Origin of the sequence: Neobacillus mesonae (genome assembly GCF_023715155.1) — a bacterium.
GTDB lineage: Bacteria > Bacillota > Bacilli > Bacillales > Cytobacillaceae > Neobacillus > Neobacillus mesonae_A.
This window is the reverse complement of record NZ_JAMBNQ010000001.1, coordinates 455,265-468,467: the sequence shown is the minus strand read 5'-3', so window position 1 is coordinate 468,467 and position 13,203 is coordinate 455,265. Positions and strand designations below refer to the sequence as shown.

General features: G+C 37.0%; 12 protein-coding genes. All 12 read right to left on the bottom strand.

Features of this window, described 5'->3' with window-relative positions; genetic code table 11:
• Positions 1-23: 23 nt before the first annotated feature.
• The 12 genes from M3183_RS02470 to M3183_RS02415 all read right to left on the bottom strand — a co-directional run bounded on the left by M3183_RS02470 (position 24) and on the right by M3183_RS02415 (position 13,194).
• The gene (locus M3183_RS02470) at positions 24-1,415 is read right to left on the bottom strand and encodes a phenylacetate--CoA ligase family protein (RefSeq protein ID WP_251466096.1); all 1,392 of its coding nucleotides are present in this window, start codon (positions 1,413-1,415) and stop codon (positions 24-26) included.
• 106 nt (positions 1,416-1,521) lie between these two features.
• Positions 1,522-1,914, bottom strand: a complete 393-nt coding sequence (locus M3183_RS02465) for a cobalamin B12-binding domain-containing protein (protein ID WP_251466094.1) — start codon at positions 1,912-1,914, stop codon at positions 1,522-1,524.
• Positions 1,915-1,948: 34 nt separating this feature from the next.
• Entirely contained in the window at positions 1,949-3,676 is a 1,728-nt protein-coding gene (locus tag M3183_RS02460) for an acyl-CoA mutase large subunit family protein (RefSeq protein ID WP_251466092.1), read from the bottom strand.
• Between the two features lie 18 nt (positions 3,677-3,694).
• Positions 3,695-4,651: a methylmalonyl Co-A mutase-associated GTPase MeaB gene (gene meaB, locus M3183_RS02455; protein ID WP_251466091.1), complete on the bottom strand. Its 957-nt coding sequence runs from the start codon at positions 4,649-4,651 to the stop codon at positions 3,695-3,697.
• Between the two features lie 33 nt (positions 4,652-4,684).
• Positions 4,685-5,377 carry a FadR/GntR family transcriptional regulator gene (locus tag M3183_RS02450; protein ID WP_251466090.1) on the bottom strand — a complete coding sequence of 231 codons (693 nt, stop codon included), beginning with the start codon at positions 5,375-5,377 and terminating at the stop codon, positions 4,685-4,687.
• Positions 5,378-5,469: 92 nt separating this feature from the next.
• Positions 5,470-5,889: a cobalamin B12-binding domain-containing protein gene (locus M3183_RS02445; RefSeq protein WP_251466089.1), complete on the bottom strand. Its 420-nt coding sequence runs from the start codon at positions 5,887-5,889 to the stop codon at positions 5,470-5,472.
• A 54-nt stretch (positions 5,890-5,943) separates the two neighbouring features.
• Entirely contained in the window at positions 5,944-7,608 is a 1,665-nt protein-coding gene (locus M3183_RS02440; protein ID WP_251466278.1) for an acyl-CoA mutase large subunit family protein, read from the bottom strand.
• Between the two features lie 69 nt (positions 7,609-7,677).
• Complete coding sequence (locus M3183_RS02435; protein ID WP_251466088.1) at positions 7,678-8,991, bottom strand: TRAP transporter large permease; 1,314 nt, start codon at positions 8,989-8,991, stop codon at positions 7,678-7,680.
• On the bottom strand, positions 8,988-9,473 hold the full coding sequence (locus tag M3183_RS02430; protein WP_251466087.1) for a TRAP transporter small permease: 486 nt from the start codon (positions 9,471-9,473) through the stop codon (positions 8,988-8,990). The genes M3183_RS02435 and M3183_RS02430 overlap by 4 nt, the downstream gene beginning before the upstream one ends.
• 15 nt (positions 9,474-9,488) lie before the next feature.
• Complete coding sequence (locus M3183_RS02425) at positions 9,489-10,511, bottom strand: TRAP transporter substrate-binding protein (protein ID WP_251466086.1); 1,023 nt, start codon at positions 10,509-10,511, stop codon at positions 9,489-9,491.
• A 69-nt stretch (positions 10,512-10,580) separates the two neighbouring features.
• The gene (locus M3183_RS02420; RefSeq protein WP_251466085.1) at positions 10,581-11,501 is read right to left on the bottom strand and encodes an AEC family transporter; all 921 of its coding nucleotides are present in this window, start codon (positions 11,499-11,501) and stop codon (positions 10,581-10,583) included.
• A gap of 52 nt (positions 11,502-11,553) precedes the next feature.
• The gene (locus M3183_RS02415; protein ID WP_251466084.1) at positions 11,554-13,194 is read right to left on the bottom strand and encodes an AMP-binding protein; all 1,641 of its coding nucleotides are present in this window, start codon (positions 13,192-13,194) and stop codon (positions 11,554-11,556) included.
• Between the last annotated feature and the right edge of the window lie 9 nt (positions 13,195-13,203).

Here is a 13,203-nt window from a genome sequence, read left to right as displayed (position 1 = left end):
TTTTTTGCTTAAAGTTTTCTACATTATTCTTTAAAGTTACGGTTGTCAATAACCCGCTTTGCTTTGAATTGTGTTCTTTCTAATGTGCCAATTGGAAGTAATTCGATTTTAAACATGATCCCAACATCTTTTTTTAATTCTTTAGATAGAAGTTCTTTTAACTGGACATCATTAAGAGTCCCCAAGGTCTCACATTGAATCGTGATTTCATCCATAATATTTTCACGGGTAACTATAATTCTGAATTCTTCACCCAAACCTGCAATTCTTCTGATGACGTTCTCTAACAGACTCGGATAAACATTTACCCCTCGTACAGTTACCATGTCATCCATTCGTCCATAAATTCCTTTTGGTAACCGTGGATATACACGGCCGCATGGGCATGGTTCATCTGTCCATGTTGTTAAATCTCCTGACCAATAACGAATAACTGGTTGTGAGGTTCTTTCTAACGGTGTATATACTGGTACACCTTCACTACCATATGGAACTAATTTTTTACTTTGCGGGTCAACAACTTCGGTATAAACAACATCCTGCCATAAATGTACTCCTTGGCGATGTTCGCATTCTGTATTACTCATCCACGGAGTAACCTCAGCCATAGTACCTGAATCAATACAAATCCCGCCAAAAGTTTCTTCAATTTTTTTCTTTGTAGAAGGTACACCAGCGCCTGGTTCACCCGAGAAAAATAAGATTCTAAACCCAAATTCCTTCGGATCCACCCCTAGTTCTCTTGCTTTTTCTGCAAGGTAGAGTGCATAGGAAGGGGTACCATAAAATACGGTTGGTTTTACTTCTTTAAGCCACGATACTGCCTTCTCTGTTTGACCGGTCTGCCCTGCTCCAAATGGGAAAGTTTTGGCTCCCAATCTTTCCGCTCCAATAAGAGCACCCCAGCTTCCAATATATAAGCTCAATGGCGATGCAATAAACACAAGATCACTAGGCCTCATTCCAAAACTCCACATTATTCTGGCATGCTGGTGAGCGATTCTTTCCCAATCATCCTTGCCAAATGAAAATACGGTTGGTTTTCCTGTTGTTCCGGAAGTACCTTGTATCCGGTGAACCTCAGAATAAGGAATACAAACGTTGGACCCAAAAGGTGGATAATCTATTAAATCTTTTCTGACTTCATCCTTCGTTGTGATTGGAACCTGTTCAAACTGCTGCAAGGATTGAATATCATTAGGATGAAAATCAACTTTATCCCACTTCCGTTTATAAAAGTCAGATTTTTCATAGGCATAATTCATGACATTCTTTAATTTGAAAAATACTAACTCATCCAGTTCTTCTTTAGAAGCTGTTTCAATATCTTTAAACCAATATTGTTCATTCGGTTCCGGAACATAATTGGTTTCATATTTTGGCGGCCATTGTTGTAATAACGAAGTTTTTAACACTATTATTCTCCCCTCTTATTCTTTTTTTGTTCCATTTTTATGAAGGACCTTTTGGTTATCTTTCTTTTGGCGGGATGAGAGATCAATTCACCCCGCCATTACCTAATCAGGCTATGCCGCTCTTTACATGGGATCGAATGAAAGCAGCGATATTCTCAATTTTGGTTTCAGGGCCGAACACTTCGGCAATACCAGCTTCTTTTAGAAGTGGTATATCATCTTCTGGAATAACACCACCCATTATAATTAGGGAGTTAAATCCCTTTTCTCTTGCAATTTGAACCACTTTTATTCCTAATGTTAAGTGGTTTCCTCCTAAGGTGCTTAATCCAATTACATCTGCCCCTTCTTGAATAGCAGCCTCCACAATTTGCTCTGGAAATTGATTTCCTAAATAAACAACTTCCATCCCTTCATCCCTTAACATGCGGGAAACAACTAAGGCACCCCGCCAATGAATATCCAATCCTAATTTAGACATGACCACTTTTATTTTCATTAGATACCCTCCCTAAATTTTCATGTTTTTTTAATTAAACCAATGGGAACTGCCAAAGTCCAAACTCTTCACGGAAAAGTTCTTCAATTTCACCCAATGTGGCATAGGCTAAGACAGCCTCTTTAATATATGGCATTAAATTTACATCTTCATGACATTTTTGCCTTAGTACTCTTAGTGCTTTTTCAACCTTGTCATTGTCTCTTTTCTCACGCAGCTTTCTTAATTTTTCCTTTTGTGTTGACTCAGCAGATTCCGGATAACGGAATACTTCTACCTTTGTCTTGCTTTGTTCCGACGGGAAGTAATTTAACCCGACAATTTTCAGCTCACCACTCTCAATATCTCTCTGCATTTGGTAAGCAAAGTCAGCAATTTCACGATGCAGCCAGCCTGACTCAACTACTGAAACAAGCCCTCCTCGGGATTCAATTTCAGAGATATAATCGCGTATTCTTTTTGCCATTTCCTGGGTTAAGTTTTCCACAAAATACGATCCTGCCAGCGGGTCGACGGTATTAACGACATTTGTTTCAGTTTGAATAATTTGTTGTGTTCTAATGGAGATAAGTGCTGATTCTTCGGTTGGAGCTGAATATGCTTCATCAAAGGAGTCTACATGAAGTGATTGTGCACCGCCTAATACAGCAGCAAGGCCTTGAATGGCTGCACGTGCAATATTATTCAATGGTTCAACTTTTGTTAAAGTGAGTCCTGCTGTTTGAACATGAAAACGCATGAGATGGGATTTTGGATGCTTTGCATTAAATCTGTTTTTCATAACATCGTGCCATACCAGTCTGGAAGCTCTACATTTAGCAATTTCTTCAAAGAAATCATTATATAAGTTCCAGAAGAATGACAGTCTTTTTGCAAAATCATCAATTTTATTTCCCCTTCTGATTAGTTCTTCTGAGGTGGCAATCGCATTTGCAATAGCACAAGCAACTTCTTGAACGGCAGTTGTCCCGGCTTCTCGTAAGTTATATCCGTTATAACTGACAGGATTCCATCTAGGAAGATTTTGACTGGCAAATTCAATCGCATCACACTGTAATCTAAAGGATGCTTTCGGTGGTAAAACCTCCAAAGAACTGCCTACCGTTGTTTCCATTAAAAAGTCGTTTTGATTAGTCCCTGAAAGTTTTTCTAATGGAATGCCTTTCTTTTCGGCCATTGCAACAAACATCGCCAAAATAACAACGGTTGTACTTGGCAGATGGGTTACAATATTACTGGAAATTTCATCAATTGGAATTCCTTCATATAATGCTTCTACATCTTCAATCGAGTCAATGGAAACACCGGCTGCACCTACATGGCCTTCCGCTTCAGGATCATCTGAATCATAACCGCGAATTGTTGGCAGGTCTAATACAACACTTGTACCCGTTGCACCATTTTTCAATAGGAATTTAAAACGTTGATTCGTATCTTCTGGCGTTCCAAAACCTGCAATCTGACGTACCGTAAAAAGACGTCCACGATACATGTTTGGATAAACCCCCCGAACATATGGAGCTTCCCCCGAAAAACCAATATCCTCCATATAATCTAAATCTTTTATATCATCAGGGGTATATAATAATTTAATGGGAATCCCTGAATCACTATAATATTCCTTTTCACCAACTTTCCCTTTAACCGTTTCTTCCTTCCACCTTTCCTTCTCTTTTTCAATTGTTTTTATTGCTTCCTGGTTTAATAATTTTTGTTCCTTTCCTAATGTCTCCTGATTTGATTGAGATTGTTTATTAGCCATTATGTTTCCCCCCTGCAATTATTTAATATTGTGATCCGTTAGAAACCCCTCAAATATTTGATGAGCGGCTGTAAACGGGTCTTCCTTTCCTTCTTTTACTCGAACAATACTATTTTCAATATGGTTATTTGTAGAAATAAATTCATTAATTTTTTGATGGAATAATTGATTAATTTGGGTATTAAACCTTTTTAAATTACGCTCCTCACGTTTTTTGTTCCATAAATTGGAAGTTTTTAAATAGGCTTTATGATTTTCTATTTCATTAATCAATTCTTCAATTCCCTCATGATTTGTAGCAACCGTTTTAAGAATAGGAGGTTTCCAGGTTAATTGTTTCTTTTCTCTTATCATCATATTTAAATCTCGAACACTTTCGTCAGCTCCGGGTCTGTCTGCTTGATTTATAACATATAAATCGGCAATTTCCATTATGCCTCCCTTCAAAGTTTGGATAGAATCCCCTAATCCTGGAACATTAATAAGGACCACTGTATCGGATATATTCATAACATCAAATTCAACCTGACCTACCCCTACGGTTTCAATCACGATAATATCTTTTCCAAATGCATCATAAATTTGAACTATGTCAGCAGTTGATGCAGCCAGCCCCCCTAAACTCCCACGTGTTGCAAGACTTTTAATAAAGACTCCAGAATTTTTTGCTAATTCCATCATCCTTATGCGATCCCCTAATAATGCACCGCCTGAGAATGGACTGGTAGGATCGATTAAAACCACACCTATTGAATATCCCATTTCGGACCACTTTTTACATAATTCACCTACAAGCGTACTCTTTCCCGCTCCTGGGGGACCAGTAATCCCAATAACATGGGAATTCCCTGTCTTGGTGGTACAAAGCTTAAGAAATTCATATCCTAGTGATGTTTGATTTTCTACTTCTCTTAATAATTTACCTAAAACAAGGGGATCTTTTTGTTGAAATCTAGTTAGTAAAGATTGGTCCATGGATTCTCACCTCTCTTGTAATAAAACGGAAGTTTAACTTTTTTGTTTTAAATTTATTATTATTTTTGCATTATTTAAATGATCAAACACTTTTTTCTGTGCTTCTAAAGGCTTTTGCTGTTCAATGGCATCATAAATTTCCCAATGTTGCTTTTGTATAAGCTCCATTAATTCGGCTGAGCTAGAAAAAAGAGTTCTGGTAGACTTTATTTGTTCACTTAATAGTCCTGAAATCATGTCCATCAGCATCACTAATACATTGTTTTTGGACGCCTTTATAACCGAACTATGGAACAAATGATCCAAAAGAGAACCCTCTTCACCAGTAGACCCATTGTCCGCTTTAAGCAAATATTTTTTTGCAATTGCTAAGTCTTCATTACTTCTTCTTTCGGCAGCAAGACTTGCTGCATAACTTTCTAATATAATTCTTACTTCATATAAATCTGAGGTTTCTAATTCTTTAGATAAGGCAACCAGCGTCATGATGTTACCAATATTTTCCATTTTTGCTTCCTTTATAAATGTTCCATCCCCCGTTTTTGCTTCGATGATTCCAAGGACATCTAAAACCCTTAAGGCTTCTCTTAATGATGACCTGCTTACCCCTAAGGTTTCAGACAATTCTATTTCCGAGGGGATTCTTTGACCAACCGTTAAATGACCCGATACAAGTAATTCTTTCATTTGCTCTAAGATTTCTTCACATATTTTTTTATTTTTCACGGTTTTAAACATATATAGATACCTCGTTTATTGGATTGTCTGACAAACAAAACTTTAGGATAAGGAGGGATATTCGTATCCCTCTTTATTATTCAGGCCTTGACATTTTTCCTATTGCTGTAAACCAGCTGCTGAATTTTAGTGGTTATATCATCTAAAGATGTATCTGGGCCAAATAAATCATCAACACCCAATTGTTTTAATTCCTCAATTTCTTCTGGGAGAATAGTTCCTCCACCAGTTAATATTTTGTCTTCAATCCCCTTTTCTTTCATTAATTCTAAAATACGTGGAAACACCTTCATATGGGCACCGGACAGAAGGCTTATTCCAATAACATCCACATCCTCCTGCAAGGCAGTTTCAACGATTTGTTCAGGTGATTGACGAAGTCCGCCGTATATGACTTCCATGCCGGCATCCATTAAAGTCCGAGCTATCACTTTTGCTCCGCGATCATGACCGTCAAGCCCCGCTTTTGCAATTAACACCTTAATTGTTTCATTTCCCATTTGAATCCCCCTTTATCCTATTAGATTTGGTAACAATTCCAAGAGATTAGAAGATTAGAAAACACCTGGGTCTTGATATTCACCAAATACCTCTTTTAAGACCCCAATAATTTCTCCTTCAGTTGTATATGCTTCAACTGCTTCAATTAAATGCGGCATTAGAGGTGCTTTCGATTCGGCTGCTTGACGAATTCTTGCTAATAAAAGCTCTACCTTCTTGTTGTCTCGTTTTTCTTTAAGTCGATTTAATCTCTCAATTTGGCGTTTCTCAACTTCTGGATCAACCTTCATTAGATTAATAGTTAAAATTTCGTTTTCAATTTTGTATTTATTGACTCCTACAACAGTGCGTTCGCCCGAAGTTTTTTCCCTCTCAAGTGTATATGCAGATTTAGCAATTTCCTGTTCAAAATATCCTTGTTGAACACATTGAACATATCCACCCCTGCGGTTAATTTCTTCAAGATATCCCCAAACTTTCTCTTCTATTTGATTTGTTAATGTCTCAATAAAATAAGAACCGCCTAATGGATCGATTGTATTAACAACACCTGATTCCTCCGCAATAATCTGCTGGGTTCTGAGGGCAAGCTGCATTGCTTCCTCTGAAGGAACTGCTAATGCTTCATCCATACCGTTCGTGTGTAAAGACTGTGCTCCGCCCAAAACCGCAGCTAAGGCTTCTAGTGTTGTTCGAATGATATTATTCATAGGCTGTTTTGCTGTTAAGGAAGAACCTGCTGTCTGACAGTGAAATCTAAGTCTTAGAGACTCAGGTTTTTTAGCACTGTATTTCTCCCTCATCAATTTTGCCCAAATTCTTCTTGCTGCCCTAAATTTAGCCAACTCTTCAAAAAAGTCAATTTGAGAGATGAAAAAGAAAGATAATCTAGGTGCAAAATCATCAACTTTTAATCCTGCCTCCAAAGCAGTTTCAACATAAGTTGTTGCCGCAGATAAAGCAAATGCAATTTCCTGAATAGCATTTCCCCCGGCATCACGAATATGATAACCGCAAACGTTTATTGGGTTCCATCTTGGAACATTTTCTGAAGCAAACTGGATCACATCCTGACTAAGCTGTAAGGCTGCCTCAGGTGGAAACACGTAGGTTTTTTGAGCAATGAACTCCTTTAATAGATCAAATTGCAGTGTACCGGCAAGTTTCCTCCAGTCAACTCCTCGCTTTTTAGCCATTGCTAAATACATTGCAAATAAAATAGGTGCTGGAAAATTAATGGTCATGGATGTACTGACTTGACCTATATCGATTCCTTCAAAAAGCTCCTCCATATCCTCCAGTGAATCAATAGCTACACCAACCATCCCAACCTCGCCGATAGATAAAGCGTCGTCTGATGCTAAACCGATTAATGTTGGGTGATCAAAATCAACACTAAGACCAGTTTGACCTTGTTCACTTAAAAATCTAAATCTTTCGTTTGTATCTTTTGCTGTACCGAAACCGGCTATTTGTCTATGTGTCCAAACCCTTCCCCTGTACATCGTTGGATATACTCCTCGGGTGTACGGGAATTCTCCAGGAAATCCCAGATCCTGATTATAATCAAAGTCTTTTACATCCAAGGGTGTGTATAGTCTCTTAATAGGAATCCCTGACAGAGAATAAAACTCTTCCTTTCTCTCAGGTTTTTTCTCCATAAAGGGCTCCAATGTATGTTGTTCCCATTCCATGAATCCTTTTTTTATTTCATTCATTTGCTCTTCTTTTGATAAGTCATTTACTTTCTCCACTTGCGAAGCCTCCCACTCTTTTAAATATCAAAACTATTCTTTGACTAATAAGTCAGGTAAAAATAAAGAAATTTGTGGAATATAGGTCACTAAAAGTAAAACAATGATTGATATGATTAAATATGGAGTTAATGGTTTAATCGTTTTCATGATTGATACTTCCCCTACCTTAGAGGCCATGAGCAGATTTAAGGCCATTGGCGGTGTAATTAAACCGATACATAGGTTGGTAGTTTGAATGATTCCAAAGTGAACTAAATCTATTCCCAGCGCTTGAATTAATGGCAAGAAAATAGGTGTAGTAATAACTATAGCTGTAATGGTTTCCATGAAGGTTCCAAGGATGAGATATATAATATTGAGTATAAGTAAAATAACAATCGTATTATTTGTCCAAGAAAGTATGGTTTCTGCTAATAATGCAGGGACTCTTTCAACTGTAATAATATAACCAAAAACACCAGCAAAACTTATCATGATTAGAATCGTTGCACTGGTAACAACCGAAGTCCCCGCAATCTGCAATAGTTTTTTCCCAGTCAAACTTCTGTAATAAAAGAACGCTACAAGGATACCGTATCCTACGGCAACTGCTCCTGACTCAGTTGGTGTAAATATTCCAGTATAAATACCTCCAAGTATAATGATTGGCATCAATAAGGCAGGAATCGCCGGAAAAAAAGCAGATTTCCTTTGATTTTCAGGTTTAAGTTCTTTTTCTACACCACTTTGAATAGCAGCGGCTGTTTCATTGATTTTATATTTTTTAAGCATAAAATAGTTCACTGCCATAAAACCAATGGCCATCATAATTCCTGGCATGATTCCGGCTAAAAAAAGTTTCGAAACCGATACTTCTGCATTCATCCCATAAATAATCAAAGGGATACTAGGAGGGATTAAAATCCCAAGGAATCCCGAGGATGCAGCAATAGCTACGGCATGATGACGATCATACCCTTTTTTGATCATCTCTGGAATCATGATTCCGCCGATAGCCGCAACTGTAGCTGCAGATGAGCCTGAAATTGCTCCAAAAAAGGTAGATGCAATGACGGTTAAATGTGCCAAGGATCCTTTAATTTTTTTCGTAAAAATGGATAAAAAGTTGATTAGATAATGGGATATTTTTGCCTCTTTCATAACATCCCCGGCTAAGATAAAAAATGGAATAGCCATTAATGAAAACGAATCAACTGAGCCAAACCCCCTGCTTGCAAGGATGCTGATATTATCCGGAAAGATCATTAAAATATAAACCAATGAAGCTGCACCAAAACTATAAGCGACCGGTATTCCTGCAAAAATTAGGATGAAAAAGAGAATCAGAATTAATAATGCATTCACATAGGATCCCCTTCCTTAATAATTTCTTTTTTTGACAAAATCCTATAGAAGAGAAATCCTCCATTAATAACCATCAATAAACTCCCCAATAGGAGGGAGGCCATAGGCCATCCCATTGATATATGCATAGCTGGACTTAATTGTCCTGAATCTAATAATGTTTTAATAAATTCAAAGGTGATATAAACCATGACGACACTAAAAAGTGTAATGATTAACTGTCGGGTTAAATCTAAATATCTAAATTGTTTCTTATTCAAGACAAGGTCAAATATTTCAACACTTAAATGTGCTTTTTGATAGATGGCTATTGATGATCCAATAAAAATGGTGAATACCATTAAATAGCGGATTAATTCCTCAACCCAAGGCACAGATACTTCCAGCACATATCTGGTGATTACCTGGGTTATAGCTAAAATCGTCATGACAATTAATAGGAATCCTGTTAAACCTTCCATTATCGAATTAAATTTTTTCATGATATAACCGACTCCCTATTGGCGATATTTCAGCATTTCGTCAATTAAATCCTGGCCAATTTCTGGTGCTAATTTTTTATAGGTTTCCGCTGCACTATCCTGGAATTCTTTGATTGCACTATCTGAAAGTTCTGTTACCGTAACTCCCTCTTTTTTCAGCTGTTCTGCCAATTTTTTTGCTGTCTCACGGCTGTATTTCCTTTGTTCTTTGCCAACTGTTACACCAGTTTCCTTAAGAATCTTCTGAATATCCTCAGGCATTTTGCTCCAAGTTTTGTCACTTACAACCAATGCTAATGGTGCATACATATGATTGGTAAATGTAAAATAAGGTTGAACTTCATAAAGTTTAGCTCCATGAGTTAAGAGAGTTCCATTGTCCTGACCATCGATGGTCTTTTGCTGCAACGCGGTATAAACTTCCGAAAATGCCATAGGCGTTGGGATAGCTCCTACTCTTCCAAACCAATCTAATGATGGTTTATTCTCTACCACCCTCATTTTTAGCCCTTTTAAATCTTTAACACTTTCAATAGGATGTTTTGAATTTGTCATTGCCCGCCAATCATTTTCCCAGTATGCTAAAGCATGTAATGATTTTTTTGACATTGCATTTGCTAATTTTTCACCAATTGGTCCTTCTAAAATCTCATCTACCTTTGCATTATCATTAGGGAAAATATATGGAAGATCCCAAACCTGCAACTCGGGTACGAAGTTACCCATTGCAATCGTACTGATTAAACCCATTTCCAATGTTCCTTGCTGTAGTGCTTCTGTCATTTCACGATCGCCGCCAAGCTGACTTGAAGGATAGATTTGTATTTTAACCCGGCCATCTGTCTTTTTTTCAATTTCGTCTGCATAAATCTTTGCATACTTTTGCCATGGGTGCTCTGCATCAGCTGGACCTACGTGCCCCAGTTTTAATGTAAACGTCTCCTTTTTATTATCTGATCCAGAAGATTTATCACTGCTGCATCCAGCCATTATAATAACTACTAAACTAATTAACAGAAGACTAAGTTTCTTGACCACATTAACCCACACCTTTCTTAGATAAAATTAATATTCAAATTATTCTGTAATTTCACGATAGAATTTCTTTCAATACAAATAATTTAATAAATACAACAGCCCGGTTATGGAGAAGAAACTTAACAACGTCGTTACAAATGTTGCACTTGCAACAAGTTCAGGCTTTGCTTTATATTCAGTTGCAATCATCGTCATTAATACCGCTGTTGGCATTGAACTCTGTAAAATTAATACCTTTGCTATAAGGGGGTCAAATTGACCGACTATTACAATGGCAATGATTAGTAATGGTGAGATTAATAGTTTAATTACACTTATCGAAATTAAACTAGATACATTTTTTCCTTTCTCTAGTCCTTCCGCACTAGAAATCTTTGTTTTCGAAAGCTGTATACCCAGTATTAATAAAACAACTGGGACCATGGCATCACCAACCAGCTTAATTGGATCATACAAGAAATCCGGAACATCAATTTTAAAGATAATCACAATGAGTGACAATATCGTTGCGTAGGTTGTTGGTAGTTTAGTAACATTTTTCAAACCTTTCTTCCAGTTTCCGCCCTCCATTGATGCAAAATAAACACCAAGAGAGTATATTAAAACAAAATGAATAACGACTATCACTACTCCAATAGAAAAACCCTCGTCACCATAAGCAAAAAGTAAAACGGGCAGTCCGACATTTCCAGAGTTAGGAAACAATGTTGATAATAATGCTGGATTCAACAACATTTTATTTTTTGTTATTTTCATAACTACAAAAGTAATTGCTGCTAGGAAAATGGTAAATAAAACTGTAGCCACAAGAATCTGTATTAAACTTACGGCCGATAAATTCGTACGTACCAAAAAACTAAAAATTAATGCAGGACTAAGGACAACCATGGAGAATTTAGATATGGGTGCTTGGTCTACATTTGTAAATCTCCCAAATAAGTAGCCAGCAGCCATAATTAACATAACCGGTAAGATCACATTAATGATCAAGCAAACACCTTCTTAACATGGAGAAGGAATTTTTAAAGATTCTTTTCTCCATTTATTTTCTAACCTTAATTCCCGCAGCTTCCCGATCCCAAGTCTTAGCCGTAATACCTTGTTCGCGCAATACATTTTTCCTAAGTTTTTGATTAGGTGTTTTAGGAAGTTCATCAACGTATTCTATATATCTGGGCACTGCAAAATATGGCATATTTTCTTCACAATATTTATGCAGGTCCTGATAGGAAAAAATTTCATTAGGCTTTAGAACAACACAAATTTTTACTTCATCTTCACCGCCTGCACCATATTCAGATTTAATAGCAATGGCGGCACTTTCCTTAATTTTAGGATGTGAGTTTAAAACGTTTTCAATAGACTGAGAAGTAATATTTTCTCCTCGTCTTCTAATCGAATCCTTTATCCGATCAACAAAATATAAATACCCATTCTCATCCATCTTTCCACTGTCCCCAGTATGAAACCATAAATTCCTCCATGCTTCAATTGTTTTGGATGGAGCATTATGATATCCTTTCATAAATGTCCATGGATATTTAGGTCTGATAACTATTTCTCCAATTCCATCTGGGGGCATTAATTCATCTGTTTCAGGGTCAACAATGGAAACCTCATACCAATCAAGAGCTCTTCCAGCAGATCCCAGTTTTAATGGTTCATTTAATCTTCGATAAGTGACCACTGTTGATTCAGTCATACCATATCCTTCAATACATGTAACAGAAAATCTCTTTTCAAAATCCTCTGCAATATCCTTTGGTGTAGGTAATGAAAATATACATCTTAATGGATTAATAGAATCATCCTGCCTTCGCGGCTGCCGATAAATGAATTCACACATGACACCCAATGTATTTGTAACCGTTGCACCTATTTTTCGAATCTGATCCAGCCAGCCAGAAGCACTAAATCCCGGCCAAACACTTACCCTAGCACCAACTATAAACGCCGGCAGTACTTGCATAAATTGAGCATTTGCATGGAAAAGCGGAAGACATACATAATAGACGTCATCGCTTGATAAATGAGCTATATCTATGATTGCTTGAGCAAATGATCCCTCTAAACCATACGGCATTATTACGCCCTTGGAAGGACCTGTTGTTCCAGATGTATACATAATGGCAGCGATATCTGAGTATTTTGCTTTTACCGGCCCAGATATCGGTTCCGAATTTGTTATTTTTTCCCAATTGTGAATATGCCACTTACTTTGCTCATTATTTTTAAATTCCACTTCTCCTTCTCCAACAACAATAATATCTTCTATATGTTTCAGCTGATTACTTACCTCATAAAACCTGGATAAATATTGTTCATGAACCACAGCCACCCTTGCTTGACTATCATTGGTTTCATGTACTAAGAAACTACCTTTATAATGAATATTTATTGGAACCTCAATTGCTCCTAAAAAGTTTACACTAATCCATGTATATATAACCTCAAGACTGTTGGGAAGTAAAATAAGAACTTTATCATTTTTCTTAACACCTAATTTTGAAAGGCCTCCTGATAATTTTAAACAGTGGAGATATAGCTCATTATATGTTATTGGTATTTCATCTTCCCATTGGAGTGCAGGAGAATTTGGACGTTCCATCGCCTGCTTAGATAAAATAGTTGAAATCGCCCATGTTTCTTTCACTTTATAAAAGTCAGTTTGATTTAAAACCATACTATTCCC

Excerpts from the sequence above, each read along its gene's own strand:
- M3183_RS02465 (WP_251466094.1), bottom strand. The coding sequence starts at position 1,914 with ATGAAAATAAAAGTGGTCATGTCTAAATTAGGATTGGATATTCATTGG.
- M3183_RS02460 (WP_251466092.1), bottom strand. The coding sequence starts at position 3,676 with ATGGCTAATAAACAATCTCAATCAAATCAGGAGACATTAGGAAAGGAA.
- meaB (WP_251466091.1), bottom strand. The coding sequence starts at position 4,651 with ATGGACCAATCTTTACTAACTAGATTTCAACAAAAAGATCCCCTTGTT.
- M3183_RS02445 (WP_251466089.1), bottom strand. The coding sequence starts at position 5,889 with ATGGGAAATGAAACAATTAAGGTGTTAATTGCAAAAGCGGGGCTTGAC.
- M3183_RS02440 (WP_251466278.1), bottom strand. The coding sequence starts at position 7,608 with ATGAATGAAATAAAAAAAGGATTCATGGAATGGGAACAACATACATTG.
- M3183_RS02430 (WP_251466087.1), bottom strand. The coding sequence starts at position 9,473 with ATGAAAAAATTTAATTCGATAATGGAAGGTTTAACAGGATTCCTATTA.
- M3183_RS02415 (WP_251466084.1), bottom strand. The coding sequence starts at position 13,194 with ATGGTTTTAAATCAAACTGACTTTTATAAAGTGAAAGAAACATGGGCG.